Annotated in this window: 19 protein-coding genes; 14 read left to right on the top strand and 5 right to left on the bottom strand. The window is 69.6% G+C overall.

Annotated features, from left to right (window positions below; all coding sequences use genetic code 11):
• The first annotated feature begins 116 nt into the window (after window positions 1-116).
• The 7 genes from kdpF to VFI59_14100 are packed head-to-tail and all read left to right on the top strand — an operon-like array spanning window position 117 to window position 8,485.
• The gene (gene kdpF / locus VFI59_14070; GenBank protein ID HET6714823.1) at window positions 117-203 is read left to right on the top strand and encodes a K(+)-transporting ATPase subunit F; all 87 of its coding nucleotides are present in this window, start codon (window positions 117-119) and stop codon (window positions 201-203) included.
• The gene (gene kdpA, locus VFI59_14075; GenBank protein ID HET6714824.1) at window positions 203-1,867 is read left to right on the top strand and encodes a potassium-transporting ATPase subunit KdpA; all 1,665 of its coding nucleotides are present in this window, start codon (window positions 203-205) and stop codon (window positions 1,865-1,867) included. The genes kdpF and kdpA overlap by 1 nt, the downstream gene beginning before the upstream one ends.
• Window positions 1,868-3,856, top strand: coding sequence for a potassium-transporting ATPase subunit KdpB (gene kdpB, locus VFI59_14080; protein ID HET6714825.1), 1,989 nt, complete (start codon window positions 1,868-1,870; stop codon window positions 3,854-3,856).
• A complete protein-coding gene (gene kdpC, locus VFI59_14085) occupies window positions 3,857-4,420 on the top strand; it encodes a potassium-transporting ATPase subunit KdpC (protein ID HET6714826.1) in 564 nt (187 codons plus the stop codon).
• A complete protein-coding gene (locus tag VFI59_14090) occupies window positions 4,417-6,972 on the top strand; it encodes a DUF4118 domain-containing protein (GenBank protein HET6714827.1) in 2,556 nt (851 codons plus the stop codon). The genes kdpC and VFI59_14090 overlap by 4 nt, the downstream gene beginning before the upstream one ends.
• Window positions 6,969-7,655 (top strand): response regulator, encoded by a 687-nt coding sequence (locus VFI59_14095; protein ID HET6714828.1) that lies wholly within the window; start codon window positions 6,969-6,971, stop codon window positions 7,653-7,655. Before VFI59_14090 ends, VFI59_14095 begins: the two co-directional genes overlap by 4 nt.
• Entirely contained in the window at window positions 7,652-8,485 is an 834-nt protein-coding gene (locus tag VFI59_14100; GenBank protein ID HET6714829.1) for a DUF4118 domain-containing protein, read from the top strand. The genes VFI59_14095 and VFI59_14100 overlap by 4 nt, the downstream gene beginning before the upstream one ends.
• Here VFI59_14100 and VFI59_14105 read toward each other — a convergent pair whose 3' ends face one another.
• A complete protein-coding gene (locus tag VFI59_14105; protein HET6714830.1) occupies window positions 8,486-9,205 on the bottom strand; it encodes a TrkA family potassium uptake protein in 720 nt (239 codons plus the stop codon). It lies immediately after the preceding gene.
• Window positions 9,205-9,867 carry a TrkA family potassium uptake protein gene (locus tag VFI59_14110; GenBank protein ID HET6714831.1) on the bottom strand — a complete coding sequence of 221 codons (663 nt, stop codon included), beginning with the start codon at window positions 9,865-9,867 and terminating at the stop codon, window positions 9,205-9,207. Before VFI59_14110 ends, VFI59_14105 begins: the two co-directional genes overlap by 1 nt.
• A gap of 102 nt (window positions 9,868-9,969) precedes the next feature.
• Between VFI59_14110 and VFI59_14115 the strand changes: the two genes are divergently transcribed.
• Both VFI59_14115 and VFI59_14120 read left to right on the top strand, forming a co-directional pair.
• Window positions 9,970-10,104, top strand: a complete 135-nt coding sequence (locus VFI59_14115) for a hypothetical protein (GenBank protein HET6714832.1) — start codon at window positions 9,970-9,972, stop codon at window positions 10,102-10,104.
• A gap of 2 nt (window positions 10,105-10,106) precedes the next feature.
• On the top strand, window positions 10,107-10,661 hold the full coding sequence (locus VFI59_14120) for a Crp/Fnr family transcriptional regulator (GenBank protein ID HET6714833.1): 555 nt from the start codon (window positions 10,107-10,109) through the stop codon (window positions 10,659-10,661).
• Window positions 10,662-10,744: 83 nt separating this feature from the next.
• Here the strand turns inward: VFI59_14120 and VFI59_14125 are convergent, their stop codons facing one another.
• Window positions 10,745-11,107, bottom strand: coding sequence for a hypothetical protein (locus VFI59_14125; protein ID HET6714834.1), 363 nt, complete (start codon window positions 11,105-11,107; stop codon window positions 10,745-10,747).
• Window positions 11,108-11,426: 319 nt separating this feature from the next.
• Here VFI59_14125 and VFI59_14130 point away from each other — a divergent pair, with 319 nt between their 5' ends.
• From VFI59_14130 to VFI59_14150, 5 genes are read left to right on the top strand one after another with little or no spacing between them, the layout of a single operon-like run.
• Complete coding sequence (locus VFI59_14130; protein HET6714835.1) at window positions 11,427-12,971, top strand: ATP-binding protein; 1,545 nt, start codon at window positions 11,427-11,429, stop codon at window positions 12,969-12,971.
• The gene (locus VFI59_14135) at window positions 12,968-13,657 is read left to right on the top strand and encodes a response regulator transcription factor (protein ID HET6714836.1); all 690 of its coding nucleotides are present in this window, start codon (window positions 12,968-12,970) and stop codon (window positions 13,655-13,657) included. Before VFI59_14130 ends, VFI59_14135 begins: the two co-directional genes overlap by 4 nt.
• Before the next feature lie 46 nt (window positions 13,658-13,703).
• Window positions 13,704-16,070: an APC family permease gene (locus VFI59_14140; GenBank protein ID HET6714837.1), complete on the top strand. Its 2,367-nt coding sequence runs from the start codon at window positions 13,704-13,706 to the stop codon at window positions 16,068-16,070.
• A gap of 9 nt (window positions 16,071-16,079) precedes the next feature.
• Window positions 16,080-18,446, top strand: a complete 2,367-nt coding sequence (locus VFI59_14145) for an APC family permease (GenBank protein HET6714838.1) — start codon at window positions 16,080-16,082, stop codon at window positions 18,444-18,446.
• Between the two features lie 58 nt (window positions 18,447-18,504).
• Window positions 18,505-18,984: a GNAT family N-acetyltransferase gene (locus VFI59_14150; protein HET6714839.1), complete on the top strand. Its 480-nt coding sequence runs from the start codon at window positions 18,505-18,507 to the stop codon at window positions 18,982-18,984.
• A 5-nt stretch (window positions 18,985-18,989) separates the two neighbouring features.
• Here VFI59_14150 and VFI59_14155 read toward each other — a convergent pair whose 3' ends face one another.
• Window positions 18,990-19,880 carry an SdiA-regulated domain-containing protein gene (locus VFI59_14155; protein HET6714840.1) on the bottom strand — a complete coding sequence of 297 codons (891 nt, stop codon included), beginning with the start codon at window positions 19,878-19,880 and terminating at the stop codon, window positions 18,990-18,992.
• A 103-nt stretch (window positions 19,881-19,983) separates the two neighbouring features.
• Window positions 19,984-20,664: a DedA family protein gene (locus tag VFI59_14160; protein HET6714841.1), complete on the bottom strand. Its 681-nt coding sequence runs from the start codon at window positions 20,662-20,664 to the stop codon at window positions 19,984-19,986.
• Window positions 20,665-20,736 lie beyond the last annotated feature (72 nt).

Consider the following 20,736-nt stretch of genomic DNA (forward strand, 5'->3'; position numbering starts at 1 on the left):
CTACGCTGGCACCGTGGTACATCGAAAGAGGCCGCCGTGGCTGATGTGATCTTCGTGGTCGTGACGCTCGCCGCGTTCGCCACGCTCCTGCTGCTCGTGCGGGGGGTGGATCGGCTGTGACCGACGATGTCGTTGGCATCCTGCTGGCGATCGGGCTGATCGTCTACCTCGTGACCGCCCTCGCGTTCCCGGAGCGGTTCTGATGGCCGGCTGGATCCAGCTCGGAACGCTGGCCCTGCTCCTCGTGATCGTCTATCGACCGCTGGGCGACTACATGGCGTGGGCACTCGACTCCCCTCGCACGCTCCGCATCGAACGGCTCGTCTACCGCCTCGCGGGTGTGCGCCCCGACGCCGAGCAGCGCTGGTCGGGGTACGCGATCTCCGTGCTGGCGTTCTCGGCCGTCTCTGTGTTGTTCCTCTATCTGCTGCAGCGCGTGCAGCCGTCCCTGCCGCTCTCCCTGGGGTTCCCCGGCGTCGAGCCGAGCCAGGCGTTCAACACCGCCGCCTCCTTCACGTCGAACACGAACTGGCAGTCCTACGCCGGGGAGTCGACGATGGGTCACCTCGTGCAGATGGCCGGCCTCGCGGTGCAGAACTTCGTCTCGGCGGCGGTGGGGATCGCGGTCGCCGTCGCCCTGATCCGAGGCTTCACCAGGACCAAGAGCGAGACGATCGGCAACTTCTGGGCCGACCTCGTGCGCGCCACCGTGCGTACCCTGCTGCCGATCGCATGCATCGCGGCGATCGTGCTGCTCTCGCAGGGCGCGGTGCAGAACTTCAACGAAGCGCGTCAGGTCGCAACCGTGCAGGGAGCGAGCCAGTCGATCCCCGGCGGCCCGGTGGCATCGCAGGAGTCGATCAAAGAACTGGGCACGAACGGCGGCGGCTTCTACAACGCGAACTCCGCCCATCCGTTCGAGAACCCGAATCCGTTCACGAACCTGCTCGAGATCTTCCTGCTGCTGGTCGTCCCGTTCGCGCTCACCGGCACCTTCGGCAAGATGGTCGGCAACCGTCGACAGGGATACGCGCTCGCAGCGGTCATGGCGTCGTTGTGGCTCGGTTCGGTGCTGCTCGCGTGGGCCTTCGAGGCGCAACCCAATCCGCAGGTCGAGGCCGTCGCCGGAGCCGCCGTCGAGGGCGGCAACATGGAGGGCAAGGAGGTGCGGCTCGGCGTACCGGTGAGCGCGGCATGGGCCGCCTCGACGACGGGCACGTCGACCGGCGGGGTGATCGCCTCGCACGACTCGATGACTCCGTTCGGCGGGGGAGTCGTGCTCGTGAACATGATGCTCTCCGAGGTATCGCCGGGCGGGGTCGGCTCGGGACTGTACGGCCTGCTCGTGCTCGCCGTGCTCGCGGTGTTCATCGCGGGGCTCATGGTCGGCCGCACCCCCGAGTACCTCGGCAAGAAGATCGAGCCGACCGACATGAAGCTGGTCTCGCTGTACATCCTGTTGGTCCCCGCCATGGTGCTCGTGCTCACGGGCGTCGCCGTGGTGCTCGATTCCGCCGTCACATCGATCTTCAACCCCGGGCCACACGGACTCTCGGAGGTGCTGTACGCGTTCACCTCGGGCGCGAACAACAACGGCAGCGCGTTCGGGGGATTGAGCGCGAACACGACCTTCTTCAACACCGCGATCGGACTCGCGATGCTGATCGGGCGGTTCGGCTCGATCGTGCTGGTGCTCGGGCTCGCGGGGTCGTTCGCACGCAAACAGCAGGTGCCCGCGACGTCGGGCACGTTCCCGACGACCTCTCCGCTGTTCGTCGGCTTGGTGATCGGAGTCATCGTGATCGTGGCGGCGCTGACGTACTTCCCGGCCTTGTCGCTGGGCCCGCTCGTGGAAGGACTCTCGTAGATGTTCGACGTCAAGTTGCTCTGGCGGTCGCTCCCCGATGCCTTCCGCAAGCTCGACCCGCGCCGGATGTGGCGCAACCCCGTGATGTTCGTGGTCGAGATCGGCTCGGTGCTGACGACGGTCCTGTTCGTCCGCGACCCCTCGCTCTTCGCCGGGTCGATCGCCGTGTGGTTGTGGCTCACCGTGGTCTTCGCCAACCTCGCAGAGGCGGTGGCGGAGGGTCGGGGCAAGGCGCAGGCGGCCGCGCTGCGGGCCACCCGCACCGAGACGACGGCCCGACGCCTGTTGGCGGACGGGCGCGAGGAGCAGGTGCCCGGCACCCAGCTCGTCCCCGGCGACCGCGTGGTCGTCGAGGCCGGTCAGGTGATCCCCGGCGACGGCGAGGTCGTCGACGGCGTCGCCTCGGTCGACGAGTCGGCGATCACGGGCGAGTCGGCACCCGTGATCCGCGAGTCCGGCGGCGACAGCAGCGCCGTGACCGGCGGCACGAAGGTGCTCTCCGATCGCATCGTCGTCGAGATCACGTCGCGACCCGGCGAGACGTTCATCGACCGCATGATCGCGCTCGTCGAGGGCGCGCAGCGACAGAAGACGCCGAACGAGATCGCCCTCAACATCCTGCTCGCGAGCCTCACGATCGTGTTCCTGCTCGCGACCGTGACCCTGCAGCCGATGGCGATCTACTCGGGCGCCCCCCAGACGATCATCGTTCTCGTGGCGCTGCTCGTCTGCTTGATCCCGACGACGATCGGGGCGCTGCTCTCCGCGATCGGCATCGCCGGCATGGACCGGCTGGTGCAGCGCAACGTGCTCGCGATGTCGGGCCGGGCGGTCGAGGCGGCGGGGGACGTGAACACCCTGCTGCTCGACAAGACCGGCACGATCACGCTCGGCAACCGGCAGGCGGCCGAGTTCCTGCCGGCTCCCGGGGTGACCGTCGAGCAGCTGGCCGACGCGGCACAGATCACCAGCCTTGCGGACGAGACGCCGGAGGGTCGCTCGATCGTCGTGCTCGCGAAGGAGCGATACGGGCTCCGCGGCCGCGACCTCGAGGGCGCCGAGTTCGTGCCCTTCACCGCTCAGACGCGCATGAGCGGCGTGGACCTCGACGGGCGCAGCCTGCGCAAGGGAGCGGCGGACTCGATCCGCCGCTGGGTCGAGGAGCAGGGGGGGACGGTCTCCGAGGAGGTCGACACGATCGTCGCCGGCATCTCGGTGCAGGGCGGCACGCCGCTGACCGTGGCCGAGGACGATCAGGTGCTCGGCGTCGTCTACCTGAAGGACATCGTGAAGGAGGGCATGCGGCAGCGGTTCGACGAGCTCCGGGCGATGGGCATCCGCACCGTGATGATCACCGGCGACAACCCCCGCACGGCCGAGGCGATCGCGTCCGAGGCGGGGGTCGACGACTTCCTCGCCGAGGCGACGCCCGAGGACAAGATGGCGCTGATCCGCAGCGAGCAGGAGGGCGGCAAGCTCGTCGCGATGACCGGCGACGGCACGAACGACGCCCCGGCGCTCGCGCAGGCCGACGTCGGCGTCGCGATGAACACCGGCACGAGTGCGGCCAAGGAAGCCGGCAACATGGTGGATCTCGACTCGAACCCGACCAAGCTGATCGAGATCGTGGCGATCGGCAAGCAGCTGCTGATCACACGCGGCTCGCTCACGACGTTCTCGATCGCGAACGACGTGGCGAAGTACTTCGCGATCATCCCGGCGATGTTCGCGGCCGTCTATCCCGGTCTCGACACGCTCAACGTGATGCGGCTCGCCAGCCCGAACTCGGCCATCCTGTCGGCCGTGATCTTCAACGCGTTGATCATCATCGCGTTGATCCCATTGGCGCTGCGCGGTGTGCGATACACGCCGACCTCGGCGGGCGCCATGTTGCGCAGGAATCTCGGCATCTACGGGCTCGGGGGCATCGTGGCGCCCTTCATCGGTATCAAGTTGATCGACCTGTTGGTGGGAACGGTGGTGAGCTAGATGGGACGTGCGACCCTGTCGGCGTTGCGCATGTTGTTGGTGATGACCGTCGTGGTGGGCCTGCTGTATCCCCTGGCGGTCTGGGGGATCGGCCGAGTGGCCTTCCCCGACGAGGCCGACGGCAGCCTTATTACCCACGATGGTGAGGTCGTCGGCTCGTCGTTGATCGGCCAAGCTTTCGAGGGGCCGGCGTGGTTCGTCGGGCGTCCCGATGCGTACGATCCCGCGGCGAGCGCGCCGTCGAACCTCGGCCCCACGAACCCGGAGCTCGGCGCCCTGGTCGCCGAGCGGCTCGCCGCGATCGAGGACGACGCCACGGATGGAGCGGGCGTCCCGGTCGACGCTGTCACGGCGAGCGGGAGCGGCCTCGACCCGCACATCAGCCCCGCGTACGCTCGGTTGCAGGCTCCGCGGGTCGCCGAGGCCCGGGGCCTCGAGGTGGGCGAGGTGATGGCGTTGATCGAAGGGCGCACGGCCGATCGGACCTTTGGGTTCCTCGGGGAACCTCGCGTGAACGTGCTCGAGCTCAACCTGGCGCTGGAGGAGCTGGCCCCGCTGCCATGAGTGATCGTCGCCGCGGTGGGCTGCGCATCTACGTCGGCTTTGCGGCGGGCGTCGGGAAGACCTACGCGATGTTGAACGAGGGCCGCCGACGTCGTGACCGCGGCACCGACGTCGTCGTGGGTTTCATCGAGACCCATGGTCGTGCTCGCACCGCCGAGCAGGTCGCCGACCTCGAAGTGCTGCCTCGCCGCCTGATCGAGTATCGAGGCTCGACGTTCAAGGAGATGGACGTCGACGGACTCCTGGCTCGGGCACCGGAGGTCGCGCTCGTCGATGAGCTCGCGCACACGAACGTGCCCGGGTCTCGCAACGCGAAGCGATGGCAGGACGTCGAGGAGCTGCTGGCCGCGGGCATCGACGTGGTCTCGACCGTGAACATCCAGCACCTCGAGTCCGTGAACGACGTCGTCGAGCGCATCACCGGGGTCGCGCAGCGAGAGACGATCCCCGACGAGATCGTGCGGGCCGCCGACCAGCAGGAGCTCGTCGACATGACACCGCATGCGCTCCGTCGCCGCATGGCCCACGGGAACATCTACCCGCCCGAGAAGGTCGACGCGGCCCTCGGGAACTACTTCCGGGAGGGGAACCTCGGCGCCCTGCGGGAGCTGGCGCTCCTGTGGATGGCCGACCGCGTCGACGAGTCGCTGCACGAGTACATGCAGACCCACGACATCGAGGGTCCGTGGGAGACCCGCGAGCGGGTGCTCGTCGGCGTCACGGGTCGTCCCGATGAGGACGAGTCGCTGATCCGACGTGCCGCGCGCATGGCCACGCGGCGAGGGGGCGACCTGCTCGCCGTCCACGTCATCCCCGAGGACGGGGTGGCCGACGCCTCTGCGCTCGATGCGACCCGCAGCCTGGTCGGCGCACTCGGCGGCACGTTCCACGAGGTCGTCGGCGCCAACGTGCCCGATGCGCTCCTCGAGGTCGCCCGAGCCGAGAACGTCACGCAGGTGGTGCTGGGGGAGAGCGACCGGTCGAGGCTCGCCGAGCTGATCCGGGGATCGGTGATCAACCGAGTGATCCGACGTTCCGGCCCGATCGACGTGCACGTGATCTCGAGCGCCGCGCCGGCGGGCGGGGGCGCACCGAAGCGGCGACGGGCGTTGGTCGGGCTGCCGGCTTCCCGACAGATCGCGGGGTTCGGGCTCGCCCTCGTCGGACTGCCGCTGCTGACGATCGCGCTGAGCGCAGCCCGTGGATCCCTCGGCCTCACGGCCGACGTGCTGCTCTACCTGACGCTCGTGCTCGCGATCGGCGCCGTCGGCGGTATCTGGCCGGCCATCGCGAGCGCGGTGGCCGCCTCGCTCCTTCTCAACTGGTACTTCACGCCCCCGATCCACACCTGGACGATCGCCGAGCCGGAGAACCTGCTGGCGCTCGTCGTCTTCGTCGCCGTCGCGATCGCGGTGAGCGTGCTCGTCGATCGGGCAGAGCGGTCGCGGGCGGAGGCGGCTCGCGGCCGAGGTGAGGCCGAGGCGCTCGCGCGGCTGGCCGGATCGCTGGCGGCCGAGGAGGATCCGCTGCCGACGTTGGTGCGGCAGGTCACGGCGACGTTCGGGCTCGAGGGTGCCGCGGTGCTGACCCCGACCGCCGACCGAGGGTGGCGGGTCGAAGCCGCGAGCGGCGCGGTGATCGCGTCGCCCGCCGACGGCGACGAGTCGATCGATCTCGAGGACGACGGGGTGCTGGTCCTGCGCGGCCGCCACCTTCGCGCCGACCAGCGCCGAGTGCTGGCGGCGTTCGCGGCCCAGCTCACGGCGGCCGTGCGGACCCGAGCGTTGGAACGCGACGTGGCTGAAGCCGAGCGGGTCTCCGAGGTCAGCGACCTTCGGGCGGCGATCCTGTCGGCGGTCTCCCACGACCTGCGGACGCCGCTGGCATCGATCAAGGCGGCCGCGAGCTCGCTCCGCCAGCGCGACGTCTCGTGGAGCGAGGACGAGCGCGACGACTTCCTGGCCACTATCGAGGAGGAGACCGATCGTCTCACCGACCTGGTCGGCAACCTCCTCGACATGAGCCGCATCCAGAGCGGCATGCTCCGGCTCACCCCGAGCAGGGTCGGGCTCGACGAGGTCGTGTTGCGGGCGCTGGCCAGCCTCCCGGGTCGAGGACACGACGTCGAGGTCGACGTCCCCGAGGACCTGCCGCGGGTCGACGTCGACGCTGCCCTGCTCGAGCGGGTCGTGGCGAACCTGGTCGCGAACGCCCGGTCGTTCAGCCCCGTGGGCTCCTCGGTCGGTGTCTTCGGATCGGCGGCCGGAGGTCGGGTCGAACTGCGGGTGGTCGACCGGGGTCCCGGCATCCCGGCCGAGGATCACCAGCGGGTCTTCGAGCCCTTCCAGCGGCTCGGCGACCGCGCCGGCGTCGACGGCGTCGGTCTCGGTCTCGCGGTGGCGCGTGGGTTCGTCGAGGCGATGGGGGGCACCCTCACGCCAGACGACACCCCGGGAGGCGGCCTGACGATGGTGGTCGCCTTCCCGCTCGCCGCGCCGACCGACGCATCCACCGGCGCCGTGGCTGGGCCTTCCGCGGGGGTGGGTCGATGACCCGTGTGCTCGTCGTCGACGACGAACCCCAGATCGTGCGTGGGCTGCGCACGAACCTGCGGGCGCGTGGATACGACGTCGTGACTGCCCCGGACGGCGAGGAGGCGCTGGCGGCGGCCGCTCGTGAGCGTCCGGACGTCGCGATCGTCGATCTCGGCCTGCCCGGGATCGACGGGGTCGACGTGATCGAGGGCATCCGTGCGTGGAGCCGCATGCCGATCCTCGTGCTCTCGGCCCGTGATCAGGAGCCCGACAAGGTGCGTGCCCTCGACGCCGGCGCCGACGACTACGTCACCAAACCCTTCGGAATGGACGAGCTGCTCGCGCGCCTGCGCGCGGCGGAGCGGCGGTTGCAGCCGATGGACGAGGCGCCGGAGGTGATCACGGATGCATTCACCGTGGATCTCGGTGCCACCCGTGTGCGCACCGCCGACGGTGAGGTGCGACTCACGCCGACCGAGTGGCACGTCGTGGAGATCCTCGTCCGCAACCCGGGCAGACTCGTAACCCAGCGCCAGCTGCTGCAGGAGGTCTGGGGGCCGCACTACCACGATGAGACGAACTACCTGCGCGTGTACATGGCGCAGATCCGACGCAAGCTCGAGCCCGACCCGGCGCGGCCCCGGTACTTCGTCACCGAGCCGGGCATGGGGTACCGGTTCGAGCCGGAAGGAACCACATGACGACGTCACAGGCACCCGATCGTCCCGACCGCCACGAGGTCGGCGATGCGTCTCGGACCCGCCCGCGTCTCGGGGTATCGGGTCGCGTCGCGGCCGCATACGTGCTCGCGGTGGCCGGGACGGCCGCCATCGTGCTGGCCGCGCCCGCGATCCGCGAGCGGGTCGACCCGGTCGCGACGGGGTTCGGCTTCCTCGTGCTGGTCGTCGCATGTGTCGGCCTCGGCGGGCTCGGCCCGGGGATCGTGGCGAGCGTGCTGGGGTTCGCCGTGTTCAACTTCTTCTTCCTGCCGCCCTACGAGACGTTCGTGATCGAGAAGTCGCACGACGTGATCGTCTTGTTCGTCTTCCTCGGGCTCTCGGTGCTGATCTCCGTGCTCGTCGCACGGGCGGATGCGCGGGCCCGCGCCGCCGAAGCGCGGGCCGAGGAGCTCCGTCGCCAGCAGGACCTCAGCCGGTTGTTGGTCGAGCCGCAACCCGGCCCTCGGCCCTACGAGGGGGTGCTGCGGGTCGTCGTGGCGACGTTCGGCTTCCTCGACGGCGCCCTCTACGTGCAGGAGGATCCCGATCGCGGGCTCGTGGAGCAGGCCACGGTGGGAGCGGAGCCCGGGGCCGTGCCGCCGAGCGGCGGGGAGGGCGTGGAACGGCTCCCGCTCAACGTGGGCAGGCGCAACCTTGGGTTACTGGTGATGCGTGGGGTCCGCGAGCCCCTCACTCCGTCGGAACGCCGCATCTTGGAGGCGTTCGGGAACCAGCTCGCCCTGCTGCTCGAACGCGACCGCGCCCTGCGGGCAGCGATCGCCGCGGCGTCCGAGTCCTCCGACCGGGGTTGACTACTCGACGCCGCTCTCGCCGTCGATCGAGTCGGTCGGCACGCCACCGGGCATGTCGGCGCCCACGACCGCGTCGCGGAGGTCGCGCTCGACGGCGGCGCTCGCCAGCGCGAGCACCTCGTCGCCGGCCGCGAGCACGGTCTCGGGCTGCGGGATCACGACATGGCCTTCTCGCAGGATCGCCACGATCACGGAGTCCGCGGGCAGGCGTAGCTCGTAGACGGCGCGTCCCACCGACGGCGAGCCCTCTGGCAGCGTCATCTCGACGATCGACGTCTGGCCGCCCCCGAGCCGGATCAAGCGCACGAGGTCGCCGACCGTGACCGCCTCCTCGACCATTGCGGTGAGGATGTGCGGCGGCGAGACCGCGGCGTCGACGCCCCACTGCTCGGTGAACAGCCATTCGTTCTTGGGATGGTTCACGCGAGCCAGCGTCCGCGGCACCGCGAATTCCTGCTTCGCGAGCAGCGAGGTCACGAGGTTGTCCTCGTCGTCACCGGTGGCCGCGACGAGCACGTCGGCGGCCGAGAGCGCAGCGTCCTCGAGCACCGTGGGCTCGCACGCGTCGCCGTGCATCACGTTCACCTTCGGCGCCCACGCCTGGAGCTTCTCGACGAGTCCGCGATCTTGCTCGATCAGGGTCACCTCATGGCCGCGCTCGACCAGATCGACCGAGAGGTGCCTGCCGACGGCGCCCCCACCCGTGACGATGACCCGCATCAGTGGCGTTCCCCGGCCGGCTCGAAGACCTCGTCGAGCGCGTCCATGCCGTCCTTGGTGAGCATCACGACGAGGTAGTCGCCCGACTGGAGCGTGCTCTCCTCGGTGGGCAGGAAGCCGCCGCCCCCGCGTGACACACCGGCGAGCAGGATCTTGCCCGGCACGTTGAACGACATCACCGGTTTGCCCACCATGTGCGGCGCGACCGGCATGCGCATGCGCAGCAGCTCGCCGCCGCCGAGCGTCTCGCGGATCTCCTGGCGGTCGTGGAACAGCATCAGCTGGATCTGCTTGACGCCCCATCGCGTGGTGGCGACGGTCGGGATGTTGAGCCGCTCGTAGATGTCGGCGCGCCGAGGGTCGTAGATGCGCGCCACGACCTTGGGCACGTGGAAGTTCTCGAGCGCAACCCGGGCCGAGACGATGTTCGAGTTGTCCCCGCTCGAGACCGCGATGAATGCGTCGGCGTCCTTGATGCCCGCCTCCATCAGCACGTCGCGGTCGAAGCCCAGTCCGACGACGGTCGTCGCCCCGTCGCCCGGCGGGTAGCGGAAGAAGGCCTCGGGGTTCTTGTCGATCACCGTCACCTCGTGGCCGTCGCCGACGAGCTCGTTCGACAGCTCGGAGCCGACGCGACCGCACCCCATGATGATCACTCGCATCGCGGGGCATCCTAGACCACGGTGGGCGCGGCGGCAGTACGTCGCTCCGAGCTCGACGTGCGGGCCGGGTCGCGCGACGATGGGCGACGGGAGGAAGGTGACGTGAGCGCCCGAGACACGGACCGCGCGATGTGCGCGATGCGACGACACGAGTTGTTCGCCGGCGTCCCGGACGACACGCTCGGACGGATCGTGGCGATGGGGCGGATCCGCGCCTATCGGTCCGGCCGTACGTGACGATGCAGGGAGATCCCTCGCTCGAGGTGTTCGTGCTCCTCGAGGGGCGTCTCGAGATCGCCACGACGTCACCGTCGTCGGGCGCGAAGCTGCAAGGCCGGTTGGCGCCGGTGCGCCTGTTCGGCGAGATCGGGGTCTTCGCCGAGACCGAGCGCACCGCCTCGGTCCTGTGCCTCGAGGACGCGCGGATCTGGGTCCTCGAGCGGGACCCCTTCATCTCGCTGGTGAGCGAGGAGCCGTCGCTCGCGATCGGCCTGCTGCGGGCGTTCGCCAGGCTGGCGATCGCCAAGGAGACGAGCGCGGACGATCTCGTGTGGCTCCATCTGAAGGGTCGGCTCGCGAAGCGGTTGCTGCAGCTCGCGAACGACGACGGAGCCGACGGGGTGCGGGCGGTGCCGCCGATCTCCCAGGCCGACCTGGCGAGCCTGTGCGGGGTGAGCCGCGAGAGCGTGTCGAAGACCCTGGCGACCTTCAGCCGCCGGGGGATCGTCCGACGCGACGGTCGCCGGTACCTGCTGCTCGACCCCGATGCCCTCGAGCATCTCGCGCAAGGGTGACGGCTCGAGCCGACCCACCCTCGTACACGCGGCGACGGATCCGGCCGTGCCGGCCGGATCCGTCGTGTGCGACCCGCGGGAGGTCAGCAGAAGAGCTTCAGGGCGAGCCTCTCAGGGCATGCCGTCTTCGGAACGACCTCCGCGCCGCCGCCTGACGTCTCGTTCGCGGTCGCCTCCATCGCGCCCGCGTGATCCTTGGCGACGGTCTGGTCCGGCATGTCCACGAGGCCACGGCCGTGCAGGGCGAAATCGTTCGCCGGTGCCTCGACCTGGATCTCCGCGACCGGTGCCTTCAACGCCGGGCCGGTCTTCTCTCCGACGTCTCCCGCCAGCCCGATCGTGAGCACCGTGACGATCAGCACCATGACCGCCGCGATCCCCACCAACGCCCAGGGCGATCCTGTGTGAACCGACTGGCTCGGGTTCTGGATCCTGGTGGCGTTCATGGCCTCCCCTTCCGGTCGGTGGCTGCCTCGCTCGCAGCCCTCGGTCCGACCGTAGGAGCAGGAGGTCGGTGGGTCGGCGACCTGGGCCACAGGACGGCGGTGAAGTCGCTCACACCCGTGAGTGGAAGGGGTCCGGGGAAAGGACGGGGCCCGGAGGTCGGGCGGGCTGGAGGGCACCGTCCGGCCTCCGGGCTTGGTTCGGAGGAAGGTTCAACTCCTGCTCAGAGCATCGCCCGGGGCCTGTGAGAGGGGCGTGAAGGAACGCGGCCGGGGCGTGAAGATCACGTGAAGACCGATCCATGCCGATACGCATGGCACGATGGGTAACGCGATGGACCTGGGAGTGAACGAGCCGGAACGGCGCCGGTTCCTCGGCCTGCGCGCCCGCGGGGTCGTGATCGCCGTCGTCGCACCCGCGGCCGCCGGCGTGGCCTCGATCCCGCTCGCCCGCAATGGGCCGGCGGCCGCGATCGCGCTCTTCCTGCTGGGGATCGTGATCGCGGCCGTCGCGGGTGGCCTCTGGGCGGGTCTCCTCGCCGCGGTCCTGTCGTCGCTTGGGCTCGTGTTCCTGTCCGAGGCGCAGAGGCTTGCCCTGCAGCTCGAGGGCACTGAGGAGGCGGTCACCGCGGTGGTGTTCCTGACCGTGGCGCTCGTCGTCGGCATCCTGGTCGGGGGGGCCGCCGAGGATCGGGCACGGGCCAGCCGCCGAGAGCGCGAGGCGCGGCTGCTCGGGCACCTCTCGTCGAGGTTCGTCTCGGGCGAGGTCCCCGACCGGGTGCTGGACGACTTCGTGCGCGTGCTGCTCGAGCCGTTCGGGCTGGTCTCGGCCGAGGTGCACGTCGAGCTCGACGGCACCCAGCTCCGCGCGCGCGCGGTGCGCTCCGAGCTCACGCCCGGGGGTCCCGACAGCGTGGTGCCGCTCGTCGTCGGGCCGGTCTCGTTCGGCACGTTGCGGGTCGAGAGGCCTGCCGGGCGCAAACCGCTCGGGCCGCATGAGCAGCTGCTGCTCGAAGCGGCGTCGAAGCAGGCCGCCGCGGCGCTCGACCGTGCCCGGCTCGATGCCCGCGCCCGCTTCGCACAACTCGACGCGGAGACGAACCAGCTGCGCGCGGCGATGTTCAGCTCGGTGACCCACGACTTCCGAACACCGCTCGCGTCGATCAAGGCGGGAGTCACCAGCCTGCTCGACCCCAGCGTGGAGCACGATCCAGTGCAGGAGCGGGAACTGCTCACGACGATCCTCGAGGAGACCGACCGGCTCAACCGGCTGGTCGGCAACATCCTCGACCTGGCGCGCATCCGTGCGGGCGCGCTGATCCCCGCCCGCAACGAGGCGGGCCTCGACGAGATCGCCGAGGTCGTTGTCGCGCGACTCGTGCCGCGGCTCGGCGACGTGCGCGTCGTGCTCGACATCGACGACGACGTGCCCTCGGTCGCGGTCGACGAGATGCAGCTCGACCAGGTCATGACGAACCTGCTCGAGAACGCCGCACGACACTCACCCCCCGGCGACGAGGTCCATCTCTCGGTCGCTCCGACGGACGACACCGTGACCGTGCGGGTGACCGATCGCGGACACGGGGTTCCCGTGGGCGATCGCGAGCGCATCTTCGAGGCCTTCTACCGGGGCGCGTCGATCCCGGATTCCCCCGGCACCGGCCTCGGGCTCGCGATCGCGAACGCGATCGTCACGGCGCACGGCGGACGCATCTGGGTGGAGGATGCGGAAGGCGGCGGCGCGACCTTCGCGTTCGAGATCCCCGTCTCCGCGCCGCGTCTCGTGCCGGACGATGCGCGCGCGGACGACGATGCGCTCTCCGATGCCCGGGTGGGGGTCTCCACCGACCGGGAGGCACCAGCATGACCCTGGTCCTCGTGGTCGACGACGAGCCGCAGATCCGACGAGCGCTGCGCACGAGCCTCGAGGCCCACGGCTACGAGGTCGCGACCGTCGGCACCGGAGAAGAGGGCGTCGTGGGCGCCGCCGAGCAGGCGCCGGACCTCGTACTGCTGGACCTCGGGTTGCCGGACATCGACGGCACCGAGGTGATCCGACGCGTGCGAGGCTTCAGCGACGTGCCCGTGATCGTGCTGTCCGTGCGGGAGTCCCAGACGGACAAGGTGGCCGCGCTCGACGCGGGCGCTGACGACTACGTCACGAAGCCGTTCGGTATGGAGGAGCTCCTCGCCCGAGCCCGCGCAGCGATGCGCCGCAAGCAGTCCGACGAGCCCGCGGCGCCCGTGATGCGGTTCGACCGGGTCGAGGTCGATCTGCCCAAACGACTCGTGACCCTCGACGGGGAGCAGGTGCGCCTCACCCCGACGGAGTACGGCCTGCTCGAGGCGCTCGTGACGAACCCCGGGAAGCTGCTGACCCATCAGTGGCTGCTGCGCAAGGTGTGGGGGCAAGGCTACGGGACCGAGACGACCTACCTGCGCACCTACGTGCGGGCCTTGCGCAAGAAGCTCGACGACGACGCCCAGGCCCCGGCGCTGATCGTCACGGAGCCCGGGGTCGGCTATCGCTGGGTGGCCGAGATCGCCGGCTGACCCGTCAGACTCGTCGCGCGCGTCACGACGTGCGAGGATGCTCGCCGTGCCTGCAGAGCTGCAACTGCCTCGCAGGGTCGGTGGCGGCCCGCTGAAGCGCCTCTTCGTCGGCCGGGCGATCGCATCGGACAAGGCCGAACACCAGCTCCTGCCGAAGTTCCTCGCCCTGCCGGTCTTCTCGTCCGACCCGCTCTCCTCGAACGCGTACGCCACCGAGGAGATGATGCTGGTGCTGGTGGCGGCCGGCGCAGGCGCGCTCACGCTCCGGATGCCGATCGCGCTGGCGATCGCGGCGCTGCTCGCCATCGTCGTCACGTCGTACCGGCAGACGGTGCGTGCGTATCCGACCGGCGGCGGCTCCTACATCGTCGCGCGAGAGAACCTCGGCACGCTCCCCGGCCTCACCGCAGCCGCCGCGATCCTGACCGACTACGTGCTGACCGTGGCGGTGAGCATCACGGCCGGGACCACGGCGATCGCCTCCGTCGCTCCGGAGACCCTCGTGCCGGTGCGGGTGCCGATCGCGATCGGGCTCGTCGCCCTGGTGACGCTCGCCAACCTGCGGGGAGTGAAGGAGGCCGGCTCCCTGTTCGCGATCCCGACCTACGGGTTCGTGCTGATGATCGGGATCACCCTGGTCGCCGGATTCGTCGAATGCCTGGGTGGATGTCCGGTGGCGGATACCGCCGACCTTCCCCTCGAGGTCGAGCACACGCTCTCGTTGTTCCTGATCGCCCGGGCGTTCTCGTCGGGCGCCACCGCGTTGACGGGCGTCGAGGCGATCGCCGACGGGGTGCCGGCGTTCCGCAGACCCCAGGCGAGGAACGCCGCGACCACCCTCGCCGTGATGGGGGCGATGTCGATCACGATGTTCCTCGGCATCACGGCGCTCTCCGTGCTCTTGCACGTACGCATCACGGAGGACATCGCCCACGAGCTGCCGGTGCTCGCCCAGATCGGCGACACGGTCTTCGGCGGCGGCATCATGTTCCTGCTGCTGCAGGTGTTCACCGCGGGCATCCTGATCCTCGCGGCCAACACCGCATTCCAGGACTTCCCGCGGCTCGCCTCGATCCTGGCACGCGACCGGTTCATGCCCTCGCAGTTCCGCAACCGGGGTGACCGGCTCGTGTTCTCGAACGGCGTCGTCGTGCTCGCGGGGCTCGCGGCGCTGCTGATCTGGGCCTTCGACGCCAACCTGACCCGCCTGATCCAGCTCTACGTCGTCGGCGTGTTCACGGCGTTCACGCTGTCGCAGGCCGGCATGGTGCGGAGGTGGATGCGCACGAAGGAGGGGAGCTGGAAGCGGAGCGCGGTGATCAACGGCATCGGCGCTGTCACGACCGGCATCGTGCTCGTCGTCGTCACGATCACGAAGTTCGCCAAGGGCGCGTGGATCGTGATCGTCGCGATGCCGTTCATCGTGCTGTTCTTCTGGGGCGTGCATCGCCACTACGAGCACGTGGCGCGCGCATTGCAGGCTCGCCGTCTCACCGGACGTGACGCCGCGAGCGGCACGATGCTGCTGCTGGTTCCCGACCTCGGGCTGGCGACCCGCGACGCGGTCGCCTACCTGCGGGCGGTCCGTCCGGCCGCGTTCACCGCGCTGTACGTGGGTTCTCCCGATGCGTTCGAGGGCGTAGCGGCCGAGTGGTCCGTCGTCGCCCCCCGCATGGGCGCCCTGGAGCCGCTTCGCGGTGCCCACCGGCACCTCGTCAGGGCGGTCCGTGGGTACGTGCGGTCGATGCCCCGCCACGAGCGTGACCGGTTCCTCACGGTGGTGATCCCCGAGCTGCTCCCTCGCAACACCGTGTGGCAGTTCCTGCGCCATCGGGAGGCGTTCCTGCTCAAGACCGCGCTGCTGTTCGAGCCGCGCGTGGTCGTGACCGACGTGCCGCTCGTACCGTCGGAGGCCCGACCGAGCTGGCTGGGCGATCGCCCGCTCGAGCCGGAGCGCACGGTGGTGCTCGTCCCGGTCTCGGCGGTCCACGATCCGACGGTTCGCGCCGTGATCTACGGGAAGTCGCTGCACCCCACCGCGATCGAGGCCATCTACATGGTCACCGACCCCGACGAGGTCGAGGACGTGGTCGACGAGTGGCACGAGCGGCAGCTCGACGTGCCGCTCGTGTTGGTCGAGGCTCCGTTCCGCGACTTCGGTCCTCCGCTGCTCGAGGAGATCCGCGCGCACACATCCCGGGGCGACACGATCGTCACCGTGGTGTTGCCCGAGCTCGTGCCGCGGCACTGGTGGGAGAACCTGCTGCACAACCAGACGGCCCTGTTCTTCAAGCGGGTGCTCCTGTTCGAGCCGGGCGTGGTGGTCACCAGCGTGCCGTTCCACCTGTCCGCGCCCGAGGTCGGGTCCGACCCGACCTCCGACCCGACCGCCGGGGCACCGGCGACGACGTAGGCTGGCGAGATGGCCAGGACCGACCTTCCCGCGGCCTCGACCGGGGTGTTCAAGCGGGTCATGCTCGGCCGGGCTTTCTCGAGCGCGCGGCTCGAGCACACGCTGCTCCCGAAGATCCTCGCGCTGCCGGTCTTCGCGTCCGACGCGCTGTCGTCGGTCGCCTACGCCACGGGCGAGATCCTCCTCGTGCTCTCGATCGCGACCGCCGCCCCACAGGGATACGTGCTCCCGATCGCGGCCGCGGTGTCACTGTTGATGGCGCTCGTGATCGTGTCGTACCGCCAGACCGTGCGGGCATACCCGAGCGGGGGCGGAGCCTACATCGTGAGCAAGGAGAACCTTGGCCAGGCTCCGGGGCTCGTCGCGGCCGCGGCCCTGCTCTTCGACTACATGATGACCGTCGTCGTCTCGATCGTGGCCGGGGTGTTCGCGATCGGGTCGGCGCTGCCGGCCGCCAATGAGCACGCGGTCGTGCTCTCGATCTTCTTCGTGGCCTTCGTCACCCTCGCCAACCTGCGCGGCTCCAGGGAGTCGGGCGTGTTGTTCGCGATCCCGACGTACGGATTCGTGCTCTCGATCGGGACGTTGATCGCGCTCGGGCTCGGTCAGTGCCTCGGTGGCTGCCCGGCGGTGGGTGTCGAGGTCGAGCCGATCCACGACGCGGCGACGACCGCGGGCACGGTCGGGCTCTTCGTGCTCCTCAAGGCGTTCTCGTCAGGCGCCACCGCGCTCACCGGTGTCGAGGCGATCTCCAACGGCGTGCCGGCGTTCAAGCGCCCGCAGGCGCACAACGCCGCGACGACGCTCGCGATCATGGGCGGGATCGCGATCTCGATGTTCCTCGGCATCTCGTGGCTCGCCACACACATCGAGGGCGTCGTCGCGAGCGAAGAGCGCTCGGTGCCGGCGCAGATCGCGATCGCGGTCTTCGGCGAGGGATCGTTCGGCTTCTTCGTCGTGCAGGTGTTCACGGCCGCGATCCTGATCCTCGCCGCGAACACCGCGTACCAGGACTTCCCCCGGCTCGCGTCGATCCTCGCGCGCGACCGGTACCTGCCGAGCCAGTTCGTGAACCGCGGCGACCGACTCGTCTTCTCCAACGGCGTACTGGTGCTCGGGCTGTTGTCGGCGGTGATGATGTACATCTTCGACGCGAACCTGAACGCGGTGATCGGACTCTACGTGGTCGGCGTGTTCACCTCGTTCACGCTCTCGCAGTCGGGCATGGTGAAGCACTGGATCGTGGAGGGCCGCAAGGGCGACGCCGCGATGAAGGGATGGCGACGGTCGATCGTGATCAACTCGATCGGCGCGGTGACGACGTTCGTGGTGCTGATCGTGGTCGCGGCCTCGAAGTGGTCGAGCGGCGCCTGGCTTTCGATCCTGATCATGGCCCTGCTGGTGCCGATCTTCTACTCGATCCACCACCACTACATGAGCGTGCGTCGCCAGCTCAGCGCCGGTCGGGTCCGGCCGGGGGCCCCCGGCGAGAACCACGTGGTGCTGCTCGTCCGTGAATTCGACGTTGCGACCGCCGAGGCGGTGGGATACCTGCGGTCGTTCCGCCCGGAGGACATCCGGCCGGTCTTCCCGTGTCGCGAAGGCGAGGTCGCCCGCGAGGTGCAGGCGCGCTGGCGGTCGTTCGTCGGATCCGGCATCCCCGATCTGATGCCGATCGAGGCGTCTGGCCTGACATCGGGCATCCGGCGCGTGGTCGACGCGATCGATCGCGGACCCGACGACTTCGTCACCGTCGTCGTCCCCGAGCAGCTGCGACCCCAGGGCCTCTTCTCCTACCTCGTGCGCAGCCGCGATCTCGTGCGCCTGAAGGCCAGCATGCTGCGCACCCCCAACGTGGTCGTCACCGACGCCCCGGTCGTGCTCGCGGAAGGCTCGCCGTCGGGAGCCGGGGGCAAGCCGTTGATCCCGCAACGCACGGTGACGCTCGTCTTCCTCTCGTCGGTCAACGACGTGTCGGTGCGCGCCGTGAACTACGCGCGCACCCTCGACGCGACCGAGACGAGAGCGATCTACTTCGACCTCGATCCCGAGGCCGCGCTCTCGATCGGCGAGGAATGGTTCGACGTCGTCGAGGGCGTACCGCTCGACATCGTTGAGGCGCCGTTCCGCGACCTGTCGATCCCGATGCTGGCCGAGGTGCGTCGGTACACCGAGCGCGGGGACACGATCGTGAACGTGGTCGTGCCCGAGTACGTCGTGGCGAAGTGGTGGCAGCTCCCCCTGCACGGTCAGACGGCGCTCTTCGTGAAGCGTCTGTTCCTGTTCGAGCAACGCGTGCTGCTCACGAGCGTCTCCTATCGGCTCGAGACGGATCGGGCATCGGCCCGCTCCGCCGAGCGTGGGGCGACGAGCTGAGGCGCCCGCTGCGGTACGGTTGCCGATGCACGCGTGAGCCGACCGGGAGGCGAGCCAGGTGAACATCCGTCCGGCGACCGAGGACGATGCCGAGTTCCTGAAGACGATGCTGTTCGAGGCCGCCCGCTGGAACCCCGACTGGCCGGCCGAGCCGATCGACGAGGTGCTCGACGAGCCCGTGCTTCGCCGCTACCACGAGGGGTGGGGAAGGCCCGGCGACGGCGGGGTCATCGCGGAGATCGACGGCATGTCCGTCGGCGCCGTGTGGTACCGGCAGTTCACGGCCGACGAGCCCGGCTACGGCTTCGTCGACGAGAAGACGCCTGAACTGTCCGTCGCCGTGCAGCCGCTGCATCGCCGCAAGGGCATCGGCGGCACGCTGCTGCGCGCCGCGATGGTGCAGGCGCGCGAGGAAGGGTTCCAGACGCTGTCGCTGTCCGTCGCCGTGCACAACCGCTCGCGCATGATGTATCAGCGAGTCGGCTTCGAGAAGGTCGCCGAGGAGGGCGACCACTGGACGATGCTCGTCAACCTCTGATCGGCTCAGGGATAGACGAACTCGAGGAGACGCCCGTCGTTCTCGCCCGGATCGGTCTCGTTGTCGACCCCCTTGTCCACGATGAACAGATTGAACACCGCCGGATCGGCGGCGCTCCACGCGAGGACGATCCCCGCGCCGCGACGGAGGCCGGCCGCCGAGACGTCGATCATCCTGACCGGTCGACCCCGCATCGTCGTCTCCGCGATCGAATCGTCCCTGCTGCTCACGATCAGCAGGTGGTTCGATACCGGATCCACCGCCACGTCCTCCGGTGACCTCGATCCGAGCGGCTTCGTCGGGAAGCTCCGCACCCGATCGTCGCGGGTGTCGAACCTGTGGTCCCTTCCCGAGCGGATCAGGTAGACGCGGCTCTGTCGTGCAGAGGTGACGATCAGGGATCGTCTCTCAGCATGCCACGCGAGCCCTTCTGGGTCACGGCATCCGAAACGCTTGGTGTGCAGGATGACCTTGCTGCGATCGTCGCGGGTTCCGATGCGACCGTCCCGGCCGACCCGGATCCGAGCCACCTCGTTCCGATCGTCGTCCACGACATAGAGGATCTTCTTGCGGTCCCTCCAGGCGATGTCCTCGGGTTCGGGGGTGGATCTGACCACCGACCGCTTCCGCAGGAGGCCGCCGTGCCGAGCGGCGACGAAGAGGTTCGAGCCGGACCAGAGCGGCGCGATCTCGTCGACCTCGGCGTCGGAGATGAGGAGAGCGCCCGTCGAAGGTATGAAGGCGAGCCCGGTCGGGTCGGGACTGGCGGAAGACCATGCCGACGTGTCGGTGACGCGAACCAGGTCTGCCGTCACCGTCGGCGCTGCCTGAGCGCTCGAAGCGAGCGACACGACCAGCGCGGTCGTCATCATCGCGATCGTCCATCGCTTCCTCACGCGCGACCTCCTCAAATGCCTTAGCTGGGCGTCAGTGTTCGAGGGGTGGCGTACGCAAACATCGCGCCGTTGGGTGAGGTTCGCTACGGCCGATGGACCAGGCTCAGGCCGACGGTTCGAGCGGTCCGCCGGGGGCGTTCGCGGCGTCGAGGGCCGCGTACTCCTCACGCACCACCTTCCACCGTCGTCGCACGTACCAGACGGCCGCCACGACGCAGAGGGCGGCGATCGCCCATGAGAACGGCCGCAGGGCACGCTCGACCATCTCCCAGCGGTCTCCGAGCTGGTAGCCCAACCACGCGAGGGCGAACGTCCACGGCACCGCGCCGAGCAGCGTGTAACAGGTGAAGCGCCAGAACGGCATCCGGACGACACCCGCTGGCAGGGAGATGAAGGTGTTCAACACCGGCAGGACGCGGGAGAAGGCCACGGTCGCGTCGCCGTGCCGCTCGAACCACTCGTGCGCCTGATCGACCTCGCGAGGGCGGATCAGCAGATAGCGTCCGAATCGGTCGATCATCGGGCGGCCGCCGACCGCTCCTGCCCAGTAGGCGGCCCAGGAGCCCACCAGCGTGCCGATCGAGCCGACCGCGCCCACCGCCCAGAGCGAGAGCTCCTGCCCTTCGGCTGCGAATCCCGGCGCCGCGAGCGCGCCGCCGAACAACATCGTGACCTCGCTCGGGATCGGCACGCAGGCGGAGCTGAGGGCCATCAGCACGAAGATGGCGACGTAGCCGTAGCCCGCGACGGCGTCGATCACGAGCTGATGCAGCCACTCGAGCATGGGTATGGACCTCTCGGGCTCGGGAATACGGAGACCGTACCAGCGCGTTCTTCGGCCTCCGGAAGGGTGTCG

The organism is Actinomycetota bacterium (assembly GCA_035697485.1).
In the GTDB taxonomy this organism is placed as follows: Bacteria; Actinomycetota; UBA4738; order UBA4738; family HRBIN12; genus JAOUEA01.